Origin of the sequence: Streptomyces sp. NPDC006314, from assembly GCF_040613075.1 — a bacterium.
Classification (GTDB): domain Bacteria; phylum Actinomycetota; class Actinomycetes; order Streptomycetales; family Streptomycetaceae; genus Streptomyces.
Window position 1 is genome coordinate 62908 of sequence record NZ_JBEXRL010000024.1, and the last position, 22232, is coordinate 85139.

The window sequence follows — 22232 nt, forward strand, 5'->3', positions numbered from 1 at the left end:
GGGCGCGCCGCGGCCGGGCGTCACGTGCGATGTGCGCATGTGGAGGCGTGGCGGGCACGAAGACACACCGGGGGCTATGTGAGACCGTGGTGCAAGGAAATCCGCCTGCGGATGGGGCCGACACCATGGGTCTCAGGGATACGGCGAACGAGCACCAGGGCGATCCGTTCGGCATCACGTCGGCCGCCGTCGTCCTGGTGGATACGCAGGGCATGATCCGCTACTGGAACGGAAGGGCGCAGGCTCTGCTCGGCTATCCGGCGGCCGATGTGCTGGGGCAGCCCGTCACGTCCGTCCTGGCGAGCGAGGACTCACCGGCGTCCGCGCTGTCCAGAGCGCGGCGGGCCGGGGACGGCTGGGCGGGTCTGGTGACCGTGCGTCATCGTGCGGGCCACCGGGTGCAGCTGGCCGTGCGGGCATGTCCGCTGCGCGCGGAGGAGGGCTCCGGCTGGCTCGCCGTGGCCTGTGACGTCGCCGCCTCGCACCAGTGGGATCTGGACCAGGCGGTGGTGCACGCCCTGCTGGAGGAGTCACCGATCGGCATCGGGGTGCTCGACACCGAGCTGCGGTTCCAGTGGGTGAACCGGGTGCTGGCGGCGATGGAGGGACTGCCGCAGCACGACGGTGCCGACGGCACGGCCGCGTCCCCGGGACCGGGGCAGCTGCCGCCGGCCGTGGACTGGCAGGCCCGCCAGGTGCTGCTGTGGGGCCGGGTCACGCCGGCCCTGGAGCATGTGACGCCCCCGCCCGGAATGCCCCGCCGGAACTCGCAGGGTCACCTCAGGCTCCGCTCGTCGTTCCCGCTGCGGGACGTCGAGGGCAAGACGCTCGGGGTGTGCCACACCGCCGTCGAGGTCACCGCCCAGGACCGGGCACGTGAGCGGCTCGCCCTGGTGAACGAGGCGGCACAACGCATCGGCACCACCCTCGACCTCGACCGCACCGTTCAGGAACTGGCCGAGGTCCTCGTGCCGCAGCTCGCCGACTTCGTGGCGATCGATCTCTTCCACGGCGTCCTCGCGGCCAAGGACCTCCCTCCCGGACCGGTCGCCCACGGCACGCTGCAGCGGGCGGCGCACCTGTCGATCCGCGAGGACCAGCCGGAGGCGATCGTCCCCATCGGGGAGCCCACCCGGTATCCGCCCAAGTCACCGCAACAACGCTGCCTGAACACCGGCCGCCCGATCCGCGATCCGGTGCTGGACCCGACGACATGGTGGCTCGCGGGCGATTCGCAGCGCCTGTCCAGGATCATCCAGCTCGGCGTGCACACCCACCTGGTGGTACCGCTGCGGGCGCGCGGCGTGACCATGGGAGTGGTGACGCTGCTGCGCTGGGAGAACCCCGACCCGTTCGACGAGGACGACCTTCTGCTGGTGGAGGAGCTGGTGGCCCGCGCGGCGGTGTGCGTGGACAACGCCCGGCGGTTCGTACGCGAGCACAACGCCGCCCTCGCCCTCCAGACCAGCCTCCTTCCCCCTGACCTGCCGGACCACTGCGCCGTCGAGGTCGCCTACCGCTATCTGCCGACCGACGCCGAGGCCGGCGTGGGCGGCGACTGGTTCGACGTCATCCCGCTGTCCGGCGCCCGCGTCGCCCTGGTCGTGGGGGACGTCGTCGGCCACGGCATCCACGCCGCGGCCAGCATGGGCCGGCTACGCGCTGCCGTACAGACCCTCGCCGACCTGGACCTGCCCCCCGACGAGCTCCTCGCCCACGTCGACGACCTCGTCCTGCGCCTGGCGGAGGAAGCGGAAGCGGCCGCGGACAGCCCGCTGGTGATCGGTGCCACCTGCGTCTACGCCGTCTACGACCCGATCTCGCGGAAACTCAACGTGGCACGCGCCGGACACCCCACTCCCGCCATCGCCCACCTCAGCGAGCCCGTCGAACTGCCCGACATTCCCGCGGGTCCGCCTCTTGGACTGGGCGGTCTGCCTTTCGAGTCGGCCGAGTTCGAGCTGGAGGAAGGGAGCGTGGTCGCCCTCTACACCGACGGCCTGATCGAGGCCTCGGACCGCGATGTCGACGTGGGCTTCGAACGGCTGTGCTTCGCCCTGGCCCACCCCGACCGGCCCCTGGAGGAGATCTGCGACACGATGGTCCGCATCCTGCTGCCGGACCACCCGCGCGACGACGTCGCCTTCCTCATCGCCCGGACCCGCGCCCTGACCCCCGACCGCGTGGCCTCCTGGGAGGTACCCGCCGACCCCCGGGCGGTGCACGAGGCACGCGACAAGGCCGCGTCCCAGGTGGCCGCGTGGGGACTGGAGGACGTCGCCTTCACCACCGAGTTGATCGTGAGCGAACTGGTCACCAACGCGATCACGCATGCCTGCGGACCGATCAGTCTTCGCCTGGTCCATGAACGGGCCCTCATCTGCGAGGTGTCGGACACCAGCAACACCTCTCCCCATATGCGCCGTGCCCACAGCACCGACGAGGGAGGACGCGGCCTGTTCCTGGTCGCGCAGGTCGCCCAGCGCTGGGGCACCCGGTACACCGCCTCGGGCAAGACCATCTGGGCGGAGCAGCAGCTGCCCGGCGCTCCCCGCTGAGAATCCCGCACGCGACGGCCGCCGGCCACGAAGGCGGACCGGAGCGGCGGTGGAGGGAACGGGGCGCGAACACGGGTTGCCGAGTCCGCCCGGGCTCGTCAGGAATCACCTGTCGTGTGGCCCGCGTCCGTCACCCGGCGGGCCGACGCCTCTGCCCGGCCGGCCTGGGCCAGCAGGTGGCCTCGTCTGCGGGGCCACCACATCAGGTCGGCCAGGCAGAGCACGACCACCAGCCAGGAAACGAGGGTCTCGCGGGTGGAGCCCGTAAGCGTGTCGTACACGGCGAGAGCGACCGCGAGCACGGTGACGAGCAGGACAACCCAGCGGCGCAGCCGGTCCTCCTCGGCACACCGGCGCAGGGCGTCGGCGTACTCGGCGACGGAGGGCGCCAGCCGCGGATCCGCGATGGCCTCGCCTCGCCGGGTGGCGTGTACGACGGCCGCGCGGTCGGCGGCGTTCATGTGCTTGGCCGCGGGCCAGGCCCTGCCCATGCGGCGCGCCACCCGCGTCCCGTAGAGGAGGCTCAGCACCACGAGAACCACTACGGCGCCGAGCCATGACCCCGACTCGACGAGAACGAAAGCCCCGAAGAAGACGCCGGCGGCGAGGCCGGCGCCCAGAGCCCGGCTCACCGGCCCCCGCTGCCACAGGGGGCCCGGAACGAGAATCACCCGTCCACGGTGACCATCACCCATCAGGGACGCAACCACCACACCGGCACGTCGACCCGAGTACACGCGCACGGCGGACCGGCGCGTACACGAGCGGGGTGTCTGTTCACTGTGGCCGCAGGCCGCTGGTCGTACGTGTCCAGGGGGTGCGGGTGGCACCGAAGCCCGTTTCGTGGTCCCAGATGTGGGTGCACGAGGGGCACTGCAGGTGGAGGATGCTGCCGGTGTTGGCGAGCAGGTAGCGCCAGTGGTCCGAGCACCTGCGACGCTGTTCGCAGGTGGGGCATCCCCGGTGGTCCTCACAGCGCGGGCAGGTCACCCAGGCGCGGCGCCCGATGTCCGCCTGGGGGTCAAGCGGAAGCACGGCCGTTCCCGCGTTGCGGAAGGACACCGGCCGAGACGAGGGCGTCGTACAGCCGCTGCTGTTCCTTGTCTAGACCGGAGTACAGCAGGTCGTACGCCGCCTCCTCGCGGCGCAGCGTTTCGACGGGATCCCAGTCGGGGCCGAGTGCCTCCATGACGTGGGATCGCCGGACCATCTCATGGCTGGTGAGATCGACGGCGAAGTCGACCGGCTCGGCAGGCGGGGTGCGGTCATGCAGGGACATGGGAGCGAACTTAGGTACGCCTTCCCGGCCACGACAAGAGCAGGTGGGGCACATCACAGCAGACCGGGGCAGGTCGGCGGCGTACTGCGGATCGCTCTGGCACCCCGGGAAACAAATCAGGTGCTCGGGCGAGAGGCAGGCGGGTAGCGTCCCTCGTGACGTCTTCCGATGCGCCGTGCCCCGGTTACTTCCTGTCGACGAACTCACACCGGGGCTCTCTTCATCTCGGAAGACGTCACTCACACGTCGCTTTCTCACCTCTTCGTCCGTTCGTCGCGCCCTTCAGGGGGATTTCTCTGCATGACCCGGTTCAACCGCCAGCGAGCCAAGGCCGAAGCCAGGGTCGAGATTCAGGCCGAGGTACCCGGGTTGACCACGGGGGGGGCGACCTCGCCGCTCTCCACGTACGGGCGGTGGGTCCATCCCGCGGGGCGGACACCGGCCGTGCCCTCCGCCGTGTTCGTCAACCACGAGGGTGGCGCCGGGTACGCGCGGCCGCCGAGGGAGGAGCTGTTCCTGCTCGCCGTCAGCAACATGGTCGGGCAGGAGAGCTACTACGAGAGCGCCCGCTCACGAGACGAGCGGTACTCGGGGCTCGTGCGGCGGCTCGCCGTCAGTGACCCGGCGTGGACCCTTGGGCTGCTCCGCTGGTTGCGCACGGAGGCGCACATGCGGACCGTTTCCGTGGTCGGCGCGGCCGAGTTCGTGCGCGCCCGGGTGGAGGCCCAGGCGCCGGGGTTCTCGCGGCAGGCGGTCGACGCGGTGCTGCAACGGGCCGACGAGCCCGGCGAGTTGCTCGGCTACTGGACCCCGCGGTACGGCCGCCGGCTTCCGCAACCCCTCAAGCGCGGTGTCGCCGATGCCGTACGACGGCTCTACACCGGCCGCGCGCTCCTGAAGTACGACACAGGGTCCCGGGGATTCCGCTTCGGTGACGTGCTCCGGCTGACACATCCCGCTCCCGCTGCGGACCGGCCCTGGCAGGGTGAGCTGTTCCGGTACGCCCTGGATCGGCGGTATCGGAGCCACCTTGCCCTGCCGCCCGCCGGTGATCCTCTTCTCAGCGCCCATCACGCCCTCATGGGCGTCCCCGCGGACGAGCGGTACGCCCTGGTCACCTCGGCCGGCGGGGCCGAGCGGCTCTCCGCGGCCGGGATGACGTGGGAATCCGTGGCCGGATGGCTTCAGCGGCCCCTCGACGCCACCGTCTGGGAGGCCCTGATCCCCTCCATGGGCCCCATGGCACTCGTCCGCAACCTGCGCAACTTCGACTTCGCCGGCGTCAGCGACCGCGTCGCAGCCGATGTCGCCCGCCGGATCTCCGACCCGGACGAGGTACGCCGCTCCCGCCAGTTCCCCTTCCGCTACCTCGCCGCCCACCGCAACGCGCCCTCACCGCGCTGGCACGACGCCCTGGAGACGGCTCTCCGGCACTCACTCTCCCACGTGCCCGAACTGCCCGGCCGCACCCTCGTGCTGGTCGACCGGTCCGGGTCCATGTTCGACATGCCCAGCGCCCGTACCCAGCTCAACCGCGCCGACTCCGCCGCCGTTTTCGGCACCGCCCTCGCCCTCCGCGCCGAGCGGGCCGACCTCGTTGAATACGGCACCGGGAGCCAGGTCGTCGATCTCACGCCCGGCGAGTCCGTCCTGCGTGCGGTGGACCGGTTCCACGACCTCGGCGGCACCTACACCGCGGCGGCCGTCCGGCGGCACTACCGGCAGCACGACCGCGTCGTCATCGTCACCGACGAACAAGCTCACCGGTCGTCCGCCGTCGACCCGTTCATCGCCGTTCCCCGGCGCGTCCCCGTCTACACCTGGAATCTCGCCGGCTACTCCTACGGCCACACCGCCACCGGACGCCACCGCCACACCTTCGGCGGCCTCAGCGACGCCGCCTTCCGTCTCATCCCCCTCCTTGAATCCGGTCTGGACGCGGCATGGCCCTGGGACGCCGACGCACGCCTCGTGGGCGGAGGTGACCAGCACGCCCGAGAGGATCTTCGATCTCCGTGACATGGGGGCTCTTCGACGGGAGGGGAGGGGAGGTCGTACGGAGCCGGGAGAGCGCTCTCCCACCGCTGGAGTGTTGGGGCGGCGACGGGAGGGTGTCAAGGGAGACGACCGAAGAATCAGGGAGGTCCTTCGCTCACTTCTCGAAGGCACGAGCAACGATGTGACGGTTATTCAGGCGGAGCATATGGAAATTCGGTCGTAACCCTTGACGCATCGTTCACGCCAATGAAGCATCCAACGGCGAGAGAGCGCTCCCCCACCCCCACTTCGTTCATTTCCTGAACAAGGAGAGCCGCGTATGCCTCCCTCCTCCCCCACCTCCCCTTCCTCACCGTCCCTCGGCCGCCGGGCCGTCATCGCTGCCGCGGCGGCCGCGGTGCCCGTGCTGGCCGGTGTGGCCACGCCCGCCAGGGCGGCCGGCTCATCACGCACGGCCCCCCGCGCCCTGCACGGCGGGGGCGACCTCGGCCCGAACGTGCTTGTGTTCGACCCCTCCACGCCCGGCATCCAGGCCCGACTGGACCGGGTCTTCCAGCAGCAGGAGTCGGCCCAGTTCGGCACCGGTCGCTACGCCCTGCTGTTCAAGCCCGGCACGTACAACGGCCTGAACGCCCAGATCGGCTTCTACACCTCCATCGCGGGCCTCGGGCTGTCTCCAGACGACACGACGATCAACGGTGACGTCACGGTCGACGCGGGCTGGTTCAACGGCAACGCCACGCAGAACTTCTGGCGTTCGGCGGAGAACCTGGCCCTGGCCCCCGCGAACGGCACCAACCGGTGGGCGGTGGCCCAGGCGGCACCCTTCCGTCGTATGCACGTCCGGGGCGGGCTCGATCTCGCCCCGTCGGGGTACGGTTGGGCGAGCGGCGGCTACATCGCGGACAGCCGGATCGACGGTCAGGTCGGGCCCTACTCGCAGCAGCAGTGGTACACCCGCGACAGCGTCATCGGCAGCTGGCTCAACGGCGTGTGGAACATGGTGTTCTCCGGCGTCCAGGGCGCCCCGGCGCAGAGCTTCCCCAACCCGCCGTACACCACGCTCGACACCACTCCCGTCTCCCGTGAGAAGCCGTTCCTGTACGTCAGCGGCAGCGAGTTCCGTGTCTTCCTGCCGGAGAAGCGGACGAACGCCCGCGGGGTGACGTGGGGCAGCGGCACACCGAGGGGCACGTCCCTGCCGCTGTCGCAGTTCTACGTCGCGAAGCCGGGCGTCAGCGCGGCCACCCTCAACCAGGCGCTCGCGCAGGGACTTCACCTGCTGCTGACGCCGGGCATCTACCACGTCGACCAGCCGATCCAGATCAACCGCGCCAACACCGTGGTGCTGGGCCTGGGGTACGCGACGCTCGTGCCCGCCGACGGGAGCACGGTGCTGAAGGTCGCCGACGTCGACGGCGTACGGCTCGCCGGCTTCCTCATAGACGCCGGACCGGTCAACTCCGCAACGCTGCTGGAGGTGGGCCCGGCCGGCGCGGCGAAGGACCACTCCGCCAACCCGACGACGGTGCAGGACGTCTTCGTGCGCATCGGTGGCGCGGGTGCCGGCAAGGCGACCACGAGCATGGTGATCAACAGCCGGCACACCATCATCGACCACACCTGGTTGTGGCGCGCCGACCACGGCACGGGTGTCGGCTGGGACACCAACCGCGCCGACTACGGAGTCGTAATCAACGGCGACGACGTGCTCTGCACCGGCCTGTTCGTGGAGCACTTCAACAAGTACGACGTGCAGTGGTACGGCCAGCGGGGCCGCACGGTCTTCTTCCAGAACGAGAAGGCGTACGACGCCCCGAACCAGGCCGCCGTCCAGAACGGCTCGGTCAAGGGCTACGCGGCCTACAAGGTCGGCGACAACGTCACCACGCACGAGGGCTGGGGCCTGGGCAGCTACTGCTACTACAACGTCGACCCGTCGATCGTGCAGCACCACGGCTTCGCCGCGCCGAACCGCCCGGGCGTGAAGTTCCACGACCTGCTGGTCGTCTCGCTCGGCGGCAACGGCCAGTACGAACACGTGATCAACGAGACGGGTGCGCCGACTTCGGGAACGTCCACGGCTCCGTCCACGGTGGTGTCGTACCCCTGAGACCGGTGTCGCAGGTGCCGCCCAGGGTCCTTCGGCGTCAGACGCGGTGCCCCTGAGCCGCCAGCCACCTGTGCACGCGTTCCTTGTCCGCCGGCGTGATGCGAGTCGGGCCGCCGATCTGCGGTCCCTCGTCGTCGTTGAAGCCGGTGTCGGTGACCCGTGCCGTCACCCACGTGGCCAGATCCTGCGCGGCGTCCCCGGACAGCGAACCGCTCTGCCAGCCCGCCCGGGCCTGACGGGCGGCGCTGGGATCATGGCGTTCCGTCTCATCCAGCCAGACGGGCACCAGCCGGTCGACGACCTGCCGATCGGACTGGGAGGTTTCCTGCCGCTCATGTGCTGTCATGCCGGGCCGGGTTTCCCTAAGGCGACGGGCGACACCTGGGCGGCCTGACCGCCGGCGCGGTCCGCCGGGGGCCGCTGTCGCCCTTGCCACCAGGGATGACCCGCCTCCGCCTGCGGATCCGGAGGGACCGAGGAGCCTCCGGGGAACTCCAGGCAGCGTGGTAGCGTCCCGCCGGAGGCGCGGACGTGCCTGCCCCGGACGAGATGTGCGCCGTACCCGGCCCGCCAAGACGACGCACGTGGAGGCATCGTGGGTACCGGCACGCAGCCGATCGACTTCACCGGCACCGCTCCCCTCGCGCGCCCTCTGGACGTCAGGTGGATCCACGGCTCGCCGTCGGCGAAGCACAACACCGACCCGGACATCCAGGTCCACGCCTACGACGAGCACACCTTCATCCTGCGGCAGAACATGGCCGTCCACTACGAGGCGCCCTTTCTGTTCCTGCTGTGCGGCAACCAGCGGGCCGTACTGATCGACACCGGCGCCACCGGGTCGCCCGGGTTCTTCCCCCTGCGCCGGGTCGTCGACGGACTCCTCGCGGACTGGCTCGCCCGGCATCCCCGGGAGGGCTACGAACTGCTCGTGCTGCACACCCACGGACACGGCGACCACATCGCGGGCGACGGCCAGTTCGCGGGCCGCCCCGGCACCACGGTGGTGGGGGCCGACCTCGCCACCGCGTGGCCGTACTTCGGGTTCGACACGGACCCGGACGCCGTCGCCACCGTCGACCTCGGCGGACGAGTGCTGGAGTGCCTGGCCACGCCGGGCCACCATGAGGCGGCCGTGACCTACTACGACCCGGCCACCGGCTTCCTGCTCACCGGCGACAGCGTCTATCCCGGCCGGCTCTACATCCAGGACCTCGCCGCCTTCACCCGCAGCATCGAGCGCCTGATCGAGTTCGCCGACCGCCGGCCGGTCACCCATGTGCTGGGCTGCCACATCGAGATGACCACCGAGCCGGGCGTGGACTACCCGGTCCGCACCACCTACCAGCCTGACGAGCCCCCGCTCCAGCTGACCCCCGCCCACCTGCGCCGGATCCGGGACGCCCTCACCGAACTCGACGACGACCTCACCAGGCACGCCTGCTCCGACTTCGTGCTCTGCCCGCACACCTGAGCGGTCCGTCAGCCATCGGGGTGTGTGCTCTTCGCGGGTGGTGCACTCGGCGCCGACGGCGTGCCGGTCGACAGGGAGATCAGAGCCAGCAGGAGAGCCGACAGCACAAGCGACGCGGGACCTCTGTGACCGATCACCTCTCAAGGATCTGCATGCCGGAGTCATCGCGCTCTCGACAGCCGATGTCTCGGGTTCGCAGACTCAGCGTGATCGCGGCGCCGACACCGCCGAGGCCGAGGGCCAGTGCGGCCTCGCCCCAGCCGCCCGTCGGCGGCGAGGCGGCCCGGCCGATGGCGGCGATGGCGGCGATGGCCAAGGCGACCACGGCGATGCAGACGAGGATCGGACGTTTTCCCCAGCTCGGTCAGAGGCCGGGGCACCGGTCGGCGGCGGGCCCGCCGCAGAGCGTGGACCACCCATGCCGATCCTTCTGCGGGGACCATGATCCTGCATCTGGGCGCCGGTCGTCCCGCGGCCGTTCCGGCTGCCCCGTCGTCAGAGCACGGCGTCGCACATCGGCCACGGACCCCGGAGGTCAGACGGTGGCCTGCGCACGGACCGGCCACCCACGACCCGACGACGCTGATCCGCCTCGACCAGAACCTCCGCCCCGCGGCCACGGCCTGACCGGCCTCCAGCGGATACCGGCAGTCGGACGTATAGGTGATCACCCGATTGTGGAGGTTCGTCCCGTCCTGCGTTGCCCCCGATGCCGCGCGCCGTTGACCGGTAATCCGGTGGCCCGGAGGACGGCCGCATGAAGTGTGGCGACAGGAGATCAGGTGATCACAGCCGTGCCCGTGGCGCTCGGCCGGGCCGCCGTCCGGCACCGGCGGATCGTGATCGTACTGACCCTGCTGTTCGCCGCCGCCTCTGCGGTGGTGGGCCACGGCGTGGCCGGGCATCTGGTCACCGGCGGGTGGGCACCCGCGGGAGCGCCGTCCCTGCGGGCCGACGCCCTGCTGACCGAACGCTTCCACGGCGGGGCACCCGATCTGGCGCTGCTGGCTCGGACCTCGTCCGGGTCGGTCGACGCCCGCGCCGCCCGGGAGGACGGCCGGCGTCTGGTCGCACGCGTGCTCGCGGACCCGAAGGTGACCGGCGCCGCGTCCTATTGGACCGGCCCCGTGACCGGCCGGGACGCCAGTGCCCAGGTGACCGGCCCGCCGGACGCGGCGCTGCGCTCGAGGGACGGACGGGCGGCGCTGGTCCTGGTGCGGCTGGTGTCGGACACGCACCACACCACGGTGAACCGGCTGGTGCCCGCGGTCACCGGTGGGCACGGGACGCTCCGGGTGACGGTCTCGGGTGCCGCCCTGGTGGTCAGAGATCTCCAGGCACAGAGCCGGCACGACCTGCGCCGGGCGGAGTTGATCGCCCTGCCGGCCACACTGCTGCTGTTGCTGTGGGTGTTCGGCGGTTTCGGGGCGGCGTGTCTTCCCCTGGCGGTGGGACTGGTCGCGGTCGTCGGGACGCTGGCGGTGCTGCGGGTGTTGTCCGGGTTCACCGAGGTGTCGCTGTACGCGCTGAACATGACGACCGCGGTGGGACTGGCGCTGGCGGTCGACTACAGCCTCTTCCTGGTGGCCCGGTACCGGGAGGAACGCATCGGCGGTGCCGCCCACGGGGCCGCCGTGGAGCGGACGATGGTCACCGCGGGCCGTACGGTGCTGGTGTCCGCGAGCATCGTCGCCCTGTCACTGACCGGGCTGCTCGTCTTCCCGCTGCCGTTCCTGAGGTCCCTGGCGTACGCGGGGATCCCCGTGGTGGCCCTGGCCACCGCTGTGGCCCTGGTCCTGGTCCCGGCGGGCCTCTCCTGTTTCGGCGGTCGCCTCGGGACCCGGGACCGGTTCGCCCGGTGGCGCGGTACGGCCCGCACCGGAAGCGGATCCGGCGGCCGGTGGCAGCGCCTGGCCCTGGCGGTGACACGCCATCGGGTCATGGTCGCAGTACTGGCGGCCCTCGTACTGGCCGTGTGTGCGCTGCCGTTCCGGCACGTCACCTTGGCCCTCAGCGACGAGCGTGTGCTCCCCGGTGACGCCCCCGTGGTCCGGGCGATGCGTGACGTACGCTCGGCGTTCCCGGAGTTCGGCAGTACCGAGCTGGACGTCATCCTGCCCGGTTGGACGCCGGACCGGAACGCCTCCCGTACGGCGGCACTGGACGCCTACGCCCGGCGTCTGTCGGCGCTGCCGGACGCCTCGTCCGTGCGCACCGCGACCGGGGTCTACGCGCACGGCGAACGGTTGCCCCAGCCCTGCCCGGCGGCGGCCGACTGCCAGGTGCTCGCCGGGCGCCATGCGTCTCCGGCCGGTACCTGGCTCGCGGTGCGCGGACCGGCCGAACCCTTCGGCCCGGCCAGTGTTCGGCTGGCCCGCGCGGTACGCGCCGCGGACGCTCCCACGGGCGTGCTCGTCGCCGGGCCGCCGGCCCGGCTGCTCGACGTACGCGACGCCGTGGCCTCCCGTCTGCCGACGGCCGTCACCATCGTCGTGGCGGCCACCCTGGTCCTGTTGCTGGCGTTCACCGGTGGCGCACTCTTCCTGGCGGTCAAGGCGCTGGTGATGAACGCGCTGAGCATGACGGCGACCTTCGGTGCGATGGTGTGGATCTTCCAGGAGGGCCATCTCCGATGGCTGCTGGGGTCCTTCACCGTCACCGGCCAGACCGACATCATGAGCCCGGTCACCGTGTTCTGTCTCGCGTTCGGGCTGTCCCTGGACTACGAGGTGCTGCTGCTCGCGAGAGTGACGGAAGAGCACAGGCGCACGGGCAGGACCACGGCGGCCGTCGCCGCCGGACTGGTCTCGGCCGCACCCCTGTTCACCGCGTCGGCCACGGTGGTCGCCGCGGTACTGCTCAGCCTGGCCGGCTCCGGGATCACCACGATCAAGCTCATCGGTGTCACCGTCGCCCTGTCCGTGGCGGTGGACGCGCTCATCGTCCGCCCGCTGCTGGTGCCCGCGGTGATGTCCCTGGCCGGCGAGGCGAACTGGTGGTCTCTGCGGAGCCTTGTCACCAGGACGGGAGCAGGGCATTCGCCGGTCGGCGACGCACGGCCCTCATGACCGCACGAGCCCGGTCGAGGAGCGCCGGCCGGTGTCAGAACGCAATCTCATCGAACAGTACGGACATGTCCGGTTCCGGCACGCGGCCCAGTGTCTGTTCGGCCCAGATCACCTTTCCCTTCGCCGCGTAGCGGACACCCCAGCTGTCGGCGAACTGGGAGACGAGGAACAGGCCGCGGCCTCCTTCGTCGGTGGTGGCCGCGCGTCGCAGCCGGGGTGAGGTGTTGCTGCCGTCCGACACCTCGCAGACGAGAGTGCGGCCCAGCAGGATCCTGACGCGAACCGGCGCAGCGCCGTAGCGGATCGCGTTGGTGAGGAGTTCGCTGAGGATCAGTTCCGTGGTGAACGCCTGCTCCTCCAGCCCCCAGTCGGTGAGTCGCCGGCCCAGTTCGGAGCGGGTCCGCGACACGGCCGTCACGTCGAACGGCACGTCCCAGGCCGCGACCCGGGACGGATCGAGCAGCCGGGTCCGCGCGACCAGCAGTGCCACGTCGTCACTGGGGTGTTCGGGCAGCATCGTCATGAGGGCGCGGCAGGTCTCCTCCGGTGTCTCGCCCGCACGGGCGATCGTGGAGCGGAGCAGTTCCAGGCCCTCGTCGATGTCCCGTCCGCGGTTTTCGATCAGGCCGTCGGTGAACAGGACGAGGCGGCTGCCCTCGGGGAGGTCCAGCTCGCCGGTCTCGAAGGGATGGCCTCCCACTCCCAGTGGCGGAGACAGCGGGAGGTCGGGAAGGGCCACCCTGCCCTCGGCATCCGCCATGGCGGGTGCGATGTGCCCGGCGCGGGCGAAGGTGCAGTGCCCGCCGACCGGGTCGTAGATGGCGTAGAGGCAGGTGGCCCCGGTGAGCGGGGCGTGGTCGTCGTCGGCGTGTGCCGTCTGCGAGTCCAGCCGGGTCACCATCTCGTCGAGATGTCCGAGCAGTTCGTCCGGGGCCAGGTCCAGTGAGGAGAAGTTCAGCACGGCGGTCCGCAGCCGTCCCATGGTCACCGCGGCTTGCAGCCCGTGCCCCACGACGTCGCCGACGACGAGTGCGACCCGGAAGCCGGACAGCGGGATGACGTCGAACCAGTCGCCGCCCACGCCGGACTGCGCCGGCAGATAGCGTGAGGCGACCTCGAGCGCGTCCTGTTCCGGGAGGCCCACGGGCAGCAGGCTGCGCTGCAGGGTCACGGCCATCGCGTGCTCGCGGGAGTACCGGCGTGCGTTGTCGATCGCGACGGCGGCCCGGGCCACCAGTTCCTCGGCCACGGCGACGTCCTCCTCCTCGAACCGGGGGGAATCCGCGGAGCGCCAGAAGTTGACCATGCCGAGGACCACCCCGCGTGCGCGGAGCGGCACCGTGATCAGGGAACGGATGCCGTAGTCCAGCGCCTGCCGAGCGCCCTGCGGGTCCTGGGCCCGCCAGTCCTGGGCGGTGTGCAGGTCCGGGACCAGGACGGCCTTGCCGCGGTGCAGTGCCGCCACCATCGGTGTGTCGGCCACGACGAACCGGATCAGGTCCCCCACCGGCTGCAAGGGGTGCCCGGCCCGTGATTCGCGCAGCGCGGTGCGCCGCATCTGGCGCACCGCGCCCGTGGGCTCCTCGCCGCGCAGCACGGAGTCGAGGAGTTCCACGGTGACGAAGTCGGCCATGCGCGGAACCGCCACCTCGGACAGTTCCTCGGCCGTGCGCCGCATGTCGAGCGTGGTGCCGATCCGCATACCGGCCTCGTACAGGAACGACAGCCGGCCCCGCGCCACCGCGGCCTGGCCGGAGAGGGCTCGCAGCTCCGTGGTGTCACGGAAGGTGGCGACCAGCCCCTGCCCGCCACCGTACGGTGCGGTCAGCCGGGTGTTCACCGCCAGCAGCCGGTCCCCGGCCGGGATCACCTCGTCGGACGCGGCCTCTCCCGACACCAGCAACCGGGTGAGAGCGGGCCCCAGCCCCAGCTCGGTCACCTGCCGCCGGTCGGCGTCCGCGGGAAGATTCAGCAGTCGGCGTGCCTCGTCGTTGGCGAGCAGTACCCGCCCGTCACCGCCGATGATCAGCACCCCCTCGCGCACCGCGTGCAGCACGGCGTCGTGGTGTTCGTACATCCGGGTCATCTGGACCGGGCCCAGCCCGTGGGTCTGCCGGAGCAGACGGCGGCTCACGAGAGCCGTGCCACCGGTCGCGAGGAGGAGTGCCCCCGCGGCCGCACCGAGCAGCATCGGCAGCTGTCGATTGAGCACGTGGGCCAGATTGGCGTACTGGATCCCGGCGCTGACCATGCCGACCACACGCCTGCTCGCGTCCGTCACGGGTACGACCGCGCGCACGGCGTCGGTCGGCCGGCCGTGGAACGTCTCCGTGAACGCTTCCCCCGCGGCGGCTCGGCCGACGCCCTGCTCCTTCATGCCGATGAGATCGGGGTCGGAGTCGGCGATCCGCACCCCGTGTTTGTCCAGGACGGTGATGAAGTCGACGCCGGAAGCCTTTCCCGCCCGCTCCACCGGCGTCTGCAGCCGTGCCGACGGATCCGGTGACCGCAGGGCGAATGCCGTGCCGGGCGCGTGCGCGAACGCCTCGGCGGCGGCCAGCGACCGGTCCCTGGCGCTGCGCTCGCCGTCGTACCGGCCCTGCAGCACCAGGGCGGCGGCCGCCACCGCGACCAGCACCAGCACGATGAGCGCCTGGAGCAGGAACACCTGCGCGGCGAGCGTGCGGATGCTCAGGGACGACGAGAGGCGGCGCCCGTGAGACGGCCGGGACCCTGGGCGACGGGACGGACCTGATGTCCGCCGTGCGCCGGGCGGCGGCGCCGCTCTCGCCCACGGCCGGCGGGAACGCCCGCTCATGTTCCCTTTTCTAGCACTGGGGCTCACTGCTCGGCGACCGGGGTGCCCACCGCCGCCGCATCGCGTGCCGGTTCCGGCCCGCTGGCCGGGCCGGAACCGGCCACGTCTTACGGACTCATGACGCGTGGGCCGCGTGCGTGGGGTCGCGGCGCGGTCCGCTCTAGCGTGGCCGTATGCGCGTACTGGTCACCGGCGGTGCCGGCTTCATCGGGTCCCATGTCGTCGAGGCACTGCGGGAGAGCGGACACGAGCCGCTCGTGTACGACGTCAGGGAGGATCCCGGCGCGGACGTCCGGGATGCGGAGGCGGTCGCCAGGGCCCTGTCCGGTGTGGACGCCGTCTGCCATCAGGCGGCCATGGTGGGGCTCGGCAACGGTGTCGCCGAGGCGGCGGAGTACGTCTCGCGCAACGACCTGGGTACGGCCGTGCTGGTGGCCGCTATGGCGGAGGCGGGCGTGCGGCGCCTGGTGCTGGCCGGTTCGATGGTCGTCTACGGGGAGGGCAGGTACGACTGCCCGCGACACGGTGTCGTGCGACCGGGGCCGCGGACCGTGGCCGACCTGGACGGGGGATCCTTCGAGCCGCGGTGTCCGGAGTGCGGGAAGGACCTCGTCCCCGGCCTGGTCGGTGAGGACGCCCCCGCCGATCCACGGAACGTGTACGCGGCCACCAAGCTCGCCCAGGAGCACCTGGCCGCCGCCTGGGCCCGCTGTACGGGAGGGTCGGCGGTGTCCCTGCGGTACCACAACGTGTACGGGCCCCGGATGCCGCGCGACACCCCCTACGCGGGGGTCGCTTCCTTCTTCCGCTCGGCTCTCGCCCGCGGGGAGGGACCCCGGGTGTTCGAGGACGGGCGGCAGAGGCGGGACTTCGTGCACGTGCGGGACGTGGCCGCGGCGAACGTGGTGGCGTTGGAGGCGGAGGGCGCACCGGGTGTGCTCACGGCGTACAACACCGGCAGCGGTGAGCCTCGTACCGTCGGTGAGCTGGCCCGGGCGCTGTCCGCTGCGTGCGGTGGCCCGCAACCGGTGGTCACCGGGGAGTACCGGCTGGGTGACGTCCGGCACATCACCGCCGACTCGTCCCGGCTGCGGGCCGCGCTGGGGTGGAGGCCGCAGGTCGGCTTCGCGGAGGGCATGCGGGAGTTCGCGCGGACCGGACCGGGCGGGGAGTGAGTCAGGGTGCGGCCGGGATGGTCACCTCGAAGCGGCATCCGCCGGGAACGTTGCGGACGGTCGCCCGGCCCTGGTGGGCCTCCACGATGCCCCGCACGATGGCGAGGCCCAGGCCCGCGCCGGCCGGGGGTGTCCGGGCGTCGGTGCCGCGCCAGCCGGTGTCGAAGACGCGCGGCAGGTCCTCCTCGGGGATGCCGCCGCAGCCGTCGGTGACGGACAGCACCACGCCGTGGTCGGTGCGCTCCGCCGTGACCGCCACCGTGCCGTCGGCCGGGGTGCGGCGGATGGCGTTCACCAGCAGGTTGCCGAGCACACGGCTCATCTCCTTGCCGTCCACCTCCACCGGCAGCGGTTCGACGCGGTCGCCCACCAGCCGTACACCGTGTTCCCGGGCGAGCGGGTCGGCTCCCGCCAGCGCGTCGCCGACCAGGTCGTACACCGAGATGCGGGAGGGGCTCAGCGGGAGGGTGCCCGCGTGGATGCGGGAGAGTTCGAAGAGGTCGCCGACCATGTCGCTGAGCCGTTCGACCTCGGTGCGGATCTGTTTCAGGTAGCGGCCGGGGTCGGCGGCCACGCCGTCCTCCAGCGCCTCCGACATGGCCCGCAGTCCGGCCAGCGGGGTGCGCAGGTCGTGCGAGATCCAGGCGACCAGCTCGCGCCTGGAGGTCTCCAACGCCCGCTCCCGCTGCCGTGACTCGGCGAGTCTGGCGCTGGTCGCGGCCAGCTGGCGGCTGAGTGCGTCCAGTTCGGCGGTGGCCGGGGCGGCGGGGACGGCGAACTCGCCGTCGTCGCCGAAGTGGCGGGTGGCGTCGGCGAGGTCGCGGCTGCGGGCGACGACCCAGCGGCCCAGCACCAGCGCGGTGGCCAGCGAGACGACGGTCGCCATCGCGACGACGGTGGTGACGACCGTCAGGTCGTGCGGAGACAGGAACATCGCCCAGGCGACGGCGAGCGTGCCGGCGAGCATCGCGACGACTCCCACGGCCGCGACCACGGTGAGGGAGGCGGTGAGCGAGCGGCGTCGGATCAGGCGCAGCACCCCTGCTCCGGCGAGGCCGGTGGCCGCGGCGCCGGCGAAGGCGTACAGGGCGATGAGGAGGGTGTCGCGCATGCTCAGCGCACCGCTTCATGGGGTTCGAAACGGTAGCCGACGCCCCACACCGTCTGGATCAGGCGGGGTCGGGCCGGGTCGTCCTCGACCTTGCCGCGCAGTCGGCGGACATGGACGGTGACGGTCGACAGGTCGCCGAAGTCCCATCCCCAGACCTCGCGCATCAGATCCTCCCGGCTACAGGCCCGGCCCGGATGCCGCAGAAAGAAGGCGAGCAGGTCGAACTCCCGGAGCGTGAGGGCGAGTTCGGTGCCGTTCTTGGTGGCTCTGCGGGCCTCGAGGTCGACCGACAGTCCCGCGCCGACCAGCCGGGGTCCCGTGGCGACGGGGCGGCTGCGGCGCAGCACCGACTCCACGCGCAGGACGAGTTCCCGGGGGCTGAAGGGCTTGGTGACGTAGTCGTCGGCACCGACCTCCAGGCCCAGGATGCGGTCGTCCTCGTCACCCCGGGCGGTGAGCATGATGACCGGCACCGGGCCGCGGTCGCGCATCCGGCGGCACACCTCCAGACCGTCCATGCCGGGCAGCATCAGGTCCAGCACCACGAGGTCGGGCCGGTGCGCCGCTGCGCGCGTGAGCGCCGTCGGGCCGTCGTCGGCACGGTCGACGACATAGCCGGCGCGGTGGAGATATCCGGTGACGACCTCGGCGACGGTCGGGTCGTCGTCGACGACCAGGACCCGGGCCGGCCCGTCGGCGGCCTCGGCCACAGGGAACTCGGGGGGCGGTTGCATGCCCCCAGCGTCGCACCGTGCGCCTGCCGTCGTGGAGCCGGCGGATACGGCGTCCGCGTTTCGTAAGGAGCGCTCGCCCGGTATGTCCGATTCCCGTTCGTAGGGTGAAACCGTGACGACCACTTCATCGGAGATCGACGTGGTGCTCCCCTGCCTGAACGAGGCCGAGGCCCTGCCCTGGGTGCTCGCCCGGATCCCGGCCGGCTGGCGCGCCCTCGTCGTCGACAACGGTTCCACCGACGGCTCCGCCGAGGTCGCCCGCGCTCTCGGTGCCACGGTGGTGCGCGAGCCGCGGCGCGGCTTCGGCGCCGCCTGCCACGCCGGGCTGACCGCGGCCACCGGCGACATCGTGTGCTTCTGCGACTGCGACGCCTCCCTCGACCCCTCGCTGCTCGTTCCCTTCGTCCGCGAGGTCCAGCGGGGCGAGGCCGATCTGGTCCTCGGCCGGCGGCGCCCGCGAGGCCGGGGTGCCTGGCCCGCGCACGCCCGGGCCGGCAATCTGGTGCTCGCGCGGATGGTGCGCCGTCGTACCGGTCTGAGCCTGCACGATCTCGGACCGCTGCGCGCCGCCCGCCGCGAGGCGCTGCTCTCGCTGTGCCTCACCGACCGGCGCAGCGGCTACCCGCTGCAGATGGTCGTTCGCGCCGCCGACGCCGGCTGGCGCGTCGCCGAACACGACGTGCCCTATCTGCCGCGCACCGGGGCCTCGAAGGTGACGGGCACATGGCGGGGCACCTGGCAGACGGTACGGGACATGCGCCGTGTGCTGGCCGAGGCGCCGGCCGCCCAGGCCCCGTCCGACCGGGGGACCCTACGGTGACCACACTTCTCGTCATCGCCAAGGAGCCGCGTCCTGGACGGGTCAAGACCCGGCTCACCCCGCCGTTCAGCCAGGAGGAGGCGGCGGAGCTTGCCCAGGCGGCTCTCGCCGACACCCTGCACGCCGTGGCGGCCGCGCCCGCGTCCCGGCGCGTCCTCGTCCTCGACGGTGCTCCGGGAGCGTGGTTGCCGCCCGGCTTCGAGGTGGTGCCGCAGTGCGCGGGCGGCCTGGACGAGCGACTGGCGGATGCCTTCGCGCACTGCTCGGGCCCGGCCCTCCTCATCGGCATGGACACCCCGCAGGTGACCCCGGAGTTGCTGACCGTCGACTTCGCGGACCACGACGCGTGCTTCGGCCCGGCGGAGGACGGCGGGTTCTGGGCTCTGGGGCTGGCCGAAGCCGAGCCGGCACTGCTGCGGGGCGTTCCCATGTCGACTCCCCTGACCGGGGCCGTGCAGCGGGCGCGCCTGGTCGCCGCCGGACTGCGGGTACGGGATCTGCCCAGGCTGCGGGACGTCGATGTCGCCGCCGATGCCCATGCCGTGGCCGCTCTCGCCCCGCACAGCCGGTTCGCCGCGTGCCTGGCGCGCTGCACGCCGGCCACCGGGCGATGAGCAGCCCGCCCGCCGCCCGCCTGGCCTGGGCGGCCGCCGACCCGTACTCCACCGCCCTGCGCAGTGGCCGGGGCCCGCTGTTCCTGCGCCGTGCGGACGGCTGGCTGCTGCCGCTGGAGGTGGAGCGCTGGTGCGCCCGGGCCGATCCGGTCGACCGGGAGGTCCTGGACCGCTGTGAGGGCGCCGTTCTCGACGTCGGCTGCGGGCCGGGCCGGCTGGTGGCGGAGCTCACCGCCCGGGGCCGTACCGTGCTGGGCATCGACGTCAGCGACGCCGCCGTGGAGCACACCACGCGGCGATTGGACTCTCCCCCGTCCGGTCGCCGGGAGCATGGCGCAGGGCGGGCGCTGCGCCGCTCGGTCTTCGACCCGCTGCCCGGCGAGGGCCGCTGGGACACCGTCCTGCTCATGGACGGCAACATCGGCATCGGCGGAGACCCGGCCGCCCTGCTGGAGCGGGTGGCCGGGCTCCTGCGCCCGGGTGGTCTGCTGATCGCGGAGACCGTGCCGGTCGACGTCGACGAACGCGCCCGGGTCCAGGTGGTCGATGTCGTCAACTCCTCCTCCGGGACCGGCACTCCCTTTCCCTGGGCCCGTCTCGGCACCCCGGCCCTGCTCCGGTACGCGGGCAGGGCCGGCTTGCGGGCCGTCACTCAGTGGGAGACCGGCGGCCGGCGCTTCGCCGTCTTGCCTGCCCGCAGCACCAGCAGCAGCGCGGAGCCGCCGAAGAGTACGGCGCTGATCAGCAGCCAGCGCGTGAGGAAGCCGTTCGCCGAAAGGCCGGTGGCCGACCGGTAACGTGCTCCTACCATGCCGCTGATCAGCGGGAACCAGACGACGAGGAGCAGCCCGGACAGCGCGGCCGGTACCCGCACGTAGACCGTCCAGCCGCGCCGGCCGGCCGCCCCGAGACCCCGCGCGACCGCCCGGTCCACCACGGCGTACAGCGGCAGCAGGACGAGATCGTGCAGCAGGGCGGCACCCACGAACCACAGCACCACGCCGAACCAGTCGCCGGCGAGCAGCCGTACCCCCGCGTATCCGGCGAGCGCGAGGGAGCAGGCGGACAACAGCATCTGCAGCGGGCTGCCGAGGGGAGGAAGACGGCGCGGCATCACAGGTCTCCGAACGTCAGCCGGGCCACCCATTTGGTGTTGAGCACACCGGGTGCGGCGGGCACGATGATCCGTGCCGGGTGGCCGTGGTCGGGGGACAGGTCCTCGCCGTTGACCTGCAGGGCGAGCAGGGAGCGCGGGTCGGCCACCTGGTTGGCGCGCAGGGCCGCGTGCCGGAAGGCACCGTGCCGTTGCAGTGACTCCACGAACAGGTCCGGCGGATCGCCGTCGTGCCCGACGAGCGCGGCGAGGTCGCGCAGCCGTACTCCGTGCCACCACTGGTCGGCGGTCGACCAGCCCTCCACGCAGGCGATGGGCAACGACGAACTGTGCAGCGGCAGTCGGAGCAACTCGGCACGGCTGAGCCGGACGGTGCCGGCGCGGCCGGTGACGACGAGCCGCCAGGAGTCCTCGTGGGTGTCGGCCGGGGTGATCCGGGCGTAGGCGGCCGTCTTGTTGATCTGGAAGCCGTTCGGGCCGCCGCCCGGGTCGGCCGTGCCGTGGGGCGCGAGCAGGGCCGTGCGGCGGAAGGGTCCGCCCAGACTCTGCCCGACCGTCGTCAGGAACAGCAGCAGCGAACCGCCGCCGACCAGCCCCAGCGCGCCGCGCCGGGAGACCGTCGGCGGATCGGGGCGCGGGGAGACCAACGCGTCCCGCGGGGCGGTCGACGGGTCGCCGCCCGTGGAGGCGTCCGCCGTCAGCCGCCGTCGTACGGTGCGCAGCGCGGTCGGTGCCTTCAGCACCGCGTGGGCCACGAACGCGGCGAAGAACACCCATGCCCCGTAGAAGTGCAGCGGGTAGAAGGAGCCGGGGAAGACGTAGTCCAGCTGGACATTGAGCACCCCGGTCGTGAACTCGAACAGACCGCCCCCGACCAGCAGCAACAGCGAGATCCGCTCCAGCGCGTGTGCCACGGAGCGGGCCGGCGGCAGCTCGAACAGCTTCGGCACCACCGACCACAGCTTGGCCAGCAGGACGGGGACCAGGGTGATGCCGAGCGTGACGTGCACGCCCTGGGTGAGCCGGTACAGCCACACCGGGTCGGTCGGCCAGGCGAAGAGGTAGAAGCCGAGGACGCCCTTGTCCGGGGTCTGGTCGTTCACCGGGGACAGGCCCGGGTTGTAGGCGGCGTACGACACCAGACCGGTCACGAACAGCACGGTGATGCCGACGAGCAGGACGAGGCCGAGCACCGAGGTGAACGACAGTCCGCGCAGGGGGCTGCGCCAGAAACCGGGAGAGGTGGGGAGGCGGGGAGGTTCGCGCATGTCCCGACCGTAGGCCGGTCAGCGCCCGTGTAGGGGTGCGCGACCCATGACGAAACGCTGACGTCCGGCCCGGACGGCGGGCCGGCGC

General features: G+C 72.1%; 18 protein-coding genes and 1 riboswitch. Of the genes, 9 read left to right on the plus strand and 9 right to left on the minus strand.

What is annotated here, in order from left to right:
- Nucleotides 1-125: 125 nt before the first annotated feature.
- Nucleotides 126-2558: a SpoIIE family protein phosphatase gene (locus ABZ079_RS31825; RefSeq protein ID WP_356942907.1), complete on the plus strand. Its 2433-nt coding sequence runs from the start codon at nt 126-128 to the stop codon at nt 2556-2558.
- A gap of 98 nt (nt 2559-2656) precedes the next feature.
- On the opposite strand, the gene ABZ079_RS31830 is transcribed toward ABZ079_RS31825, so the two are convergent.
- The 3 genes from ABZ079_RS31830 to ABZ079_RS31840 form a co-directional block, all read right to left on the minus strand.
- Nucleotides 2657-3229 (minus strand): hypothetical protein, encoded by a 573-nt coding sequence (locus tag ABZ079_RS31830; protein WP_356942908.1) that lies wholly within the window; start codon nt 3227-3229, stop codon nt 2657-2659.
- Between the two features lie 106 nt (nt 3230-3335).
- Nucleotides 3336-3593 (minus strand): hypothetical protein, encoded by a 258-nt coding sequence (locus ABZ079_RS31835; protein ID WP_356942909.1) that lies wholly within the window; start codon nt 3591-3593, stop codon nt 3336-3338.
- Entirely contained in the window at nt 3580-3837 is a 258-nt protein-coding gene (locus tag ABZ079_RS31840) for a DUF6400 family protein (RefSeq protein WP_356942910.1), read from the minus strand. The genes ABZ079_RS31835 and ABZ079_RS31840 overlap by 14 nt, the downstream gene beginning before the upstream one ends.
- Before the next feature lie 300 nt (nt 3838-4137).
- On the opposite strand from ABZ079_RS31840, the gene ABZ079_RS31845 reads away from it, so the two are divergent.
- Together ABZ079_RS31845 and ABZ079_RS31850 are read left to right on the plus strand one after the other, a co-directional pair.
- Nucleotides 4138-5856, plus strand: a complete 1719-nt coding sequence (locus tag ABZ079_RS31845) for a TROVE domain-containing protein (RefSeq protein WP_356942911.1) — start codon at nt 4138-4140, stop codon at nt 5854-5856.
- Between the two features lie 298 nt (nt 5857-6154).
- Nucleotides 6155-7948, plus strand: coding sequence for a coagulation factor 5/8 type domain-containing protein (locus ABZ079_RS31850; protein WP_356942912.1), 1794 nt, complete (start codon nt 6155-6157; stop codon nt 7946-7948).
- A gap of 37 nt (nt 7949-7985) precedes the next feature.
- On the opposite strand, the gene ABZ079_RS31855 is transcribed toward ABZ079_RS31850, so the two are convergent.
- On the minus strand, nt 7986-8294 hold the full coding sequence (locus ABZ079_RS31855; RefSeq protein ID WP_356942913.1) for a hypothetical protein: 309 nt from the start codon (nt 8292-8294) through the stop codon (nt 7986-7988).
- Between the two features lie 171 nt (nt 8295-8465).
- Nucleotides 8466-8533, plus strand: a riboswitch (guanidine-III (ykkC-III) riboswitch).
- A gap of 10 nt (nt 8534-8543) precedes the next feature.
- Here ABZ079_RS31855 and ABZ079_RS31860 point away from each other — a divergent pair.
- Nucleotides 8544-9422, plus strand: a complete 879-nt coding sequence (locus ABZ079_RS31860; RefSeq protein WP_356942914.1) for an MBL fold metallo-hydrolase — start codon at nt 8544-8546, stop codon at nt 9420-9422.
- A gap of 133 nt (nt 9423-9555) precedes the next feature.
- Here the strand turns inward: ABZ079_RS31860 and ABZ079_RS31865 are convergent, their stop codons facing one another.
- Nucleotides 9556-9747: a hypothetical protein gene (locus ABZ079_RS31865; RefSeq protein WP_356942915.1), complete on the minus strand. Its 192-nt coding sequence runs from the start codon at nt 9745-9747 to the stop codon at nt 9556-9558.
- Nucleotides 9748-10204: 457 nt separating this feature from the next.
- Between ABZ079_RS31865 and ABZ079_RS31870 the strand changes: the two genes are divergently transcribed.
- On the plus strand, nt 10205-12490 hold the full coding sequence (locus tag ABZ079_RS31870; protein ID WP_356942916.1) for an MMPL family transporter: 2286 nt from the start codon (nt 10205-10207) through the stop codon (nt 12488-12490).
- Between the two features lie 34 nt (nt 12491-12524).
- On the opposite strand, the gene ABZ079_RS31875 is transcribed toward ABZ079_RS31870, so the two are convergent.
- The gene (locus ABZ079_RS31875) at nt 12525-15152 is read right to left on the minus strand and encodes a SpoIIE family protein phosphatase (protein ID WP_356942936.1); all 2628 of its coding nucleotides are present in this window, start codon (nt 15150-15152) and stop codon (nt 12525-12527) included.
- A gap of 329 nt (nt 15153-15481) precedes the next feature.
- On the opposite strand from ABZ079_RS31875, the gene ABZ079_RS31880 reads away from it, so the two are divergent.
- Nucleotides 15482-16483, plus strand: a complete 1002-nt coding sequence (locus ABZ079_RS31880; RefSeq protein WP_356942917.1) for an NAD-dependent epimerase/dehydratase family protein — start codon at nt 15482-15484, stop codon at nt 16481-16483.
- A gap of 1 nt (nt 16484) precedes the next feature.
- On the opposite strand, the gene ABZ079_RS31885 is transcribed toward ABZ079_RS31880, so the two are convergent.
- Nucleotides 16485-17594 carry a HAMP domain-containing sensor histidine kinase gene (locus ABZ079_RS31885; RefSeq protein ID WP_356942918.1) on the minus strand — a complete coding sequence of 370 codons (1110 nt, stop codon included), beginning with the start codon at nt 17592-17594 and terminating at the stop codon, nt 16485-16487.
- A 2-nt stretch (nt 17595-17596) separates the two neighbouring features.
- The gene (locus tag ABZ079_RS31890) at nt 17597-18328 is read right to left on the minus strand and encodes a response regulator transcription factor (protein WP_356942919.1); all 732 of its coding nucleotides are present in this window, start codon (nt 18326-18328) and stop codon (nt 17597-17599) included.
- Between the two features lie 112 nt (nt 18329-18440).
- Between ABZ079_RS31890 and ABZ079_RS31895 the strand changes: the two genes are divergently transcribed.
- Genes ABZ079_RS31895 through ABZ079_RS31905 form a run of 3 tightly spaced genes read left to right on the plus strand, consistent with a single transcriptional unit; the run spans nt 18441 to nt 20559 of the window.
- Entirely contained in the window at nt 18441-19148 is a 708-nt protein-coding gene (locus tag ABZ079_RS31895) for a glycosyltransferase family 2 protein (protein WP_356942920.1), read from the plus strand.
- Nucleotides 19145-19762, plus strand: a complete 618-nt coding sequence (locus ABZ079_RS31900) for a DUF2064 domain-containing protein (protein WP_356942921.1) — start codon at nt 19145-19147, stop codon at nt 19760-19762. Before ABZ079_RS31895 ends, ABZ079_RS31900 begins: the two co-directional genes overlap by 4 nt.
- The gene (locus ABZ079_RS31905) at nt 19759-20559 is read left to right on the plus strand and encodes a class I SAM-dependent methyltransferase (protein ID WP_356942922.1); all 801 of its coding nucleotides are present in this window, start codon (nt 19759-19761) and stop codon (nt 20557-20559) included. Before ABZ079_RS31900 ends, ABZ079_RS31905 begins: the two co-directional genes overlap by 4 nt.
- Before the next feature lie 316 nt (nt 20560-20875).
- On the opposite strand, the gene ABZ079_RS31910 is transcribed toward ABZ079_RS31905, so the two are convergent.
- Nucleotides 20876-22144, minus strand: coding sequence for a molybdopterin-dependent oxidoreductase (locus ABZ079_RS31910; protein WP_356942923.1), 1269 nt, complete (start codon nt 22142-22144; stop codon nt 20876-20878).
- Between the last annotated feature and the right edge of the window lie 88 nt (nt 22145-22232).

Bases quoted from the DNA above. Each gene is read 5' to 3' on its own strand.
- ABZ079_RS31885 (WP_356942918.1), bottom strand. From the start codon at position 17,594: ATGCGCGACACCCTCCTCATCGCCCTGTACGCCTTCGCCGGCGCCGCG.
- ABZ079_RS31840 (WP_356942910.1), bottom strand. From the start codon at position 3,837: ATGTCCCTGCATGACCGCACCCCGCCTGCCGAGCCGGTCGACTTCGCC.
- ABZ079_RS31850 (WP_356942912.1), top strand. From the start codon at position 6,155: ATGCCTCCCTCCTCCCCCACCTCCCCTTCCTCACCGTCCCTCGGCCGC.
- ABZ079_RS31905 (WP_356942922.1), top strand. From the start codon at position 19,759: ATGAGCAGCCCGCCCGCCGCCCGCCTGGCCTGGGCGGCCGCCGACCCG.
- ABZ079_RS31890 (WP_356942919.1), bottom strand. From the start codon at position 18,328: ATGCAACCGCCCCCCGAGTTCCCTGTGGCCGAGGCCGCCGACGGGCCG.
- ABZ079_RS31855 (WP_356942913.1), bottom strand. From the start codon at position 8,294: ATGACAGCACATGAGCGGCAGGAAACCTCCCAGTCCGATCGGCAGGTC.
- ABZ079_RS31880 (WP_356942917.1), top strand. From the start codon at position 15,482: ATGCGCGTACTGGTCACCGGCGGTGCCGGCTTCATCGGGTCCCATGTC.
- ABZ079_RS31845 (WP_356942911.1), top strand. From the start codon at position 4,138: ATGACCCGGTTCAACCGCCAGCGAGCCAAGGCCGAAGCCAGGGTCGAG.
- ABZ079_RS31910 (WP_356942923.1), bottom strand. From the start codon at position 22,144: ATGCGCGAACCTCCCCGCCTCCCCACCTCTCCCGGTTTCTGGCGCAGC.
- ABZ079_RS31825 (WP_356942907.1), top strand. From the start codon at position 126: ATGGGTCTCAGGGATACGGCGAACGAGCACCAGGGCGATCCGTTCGGC.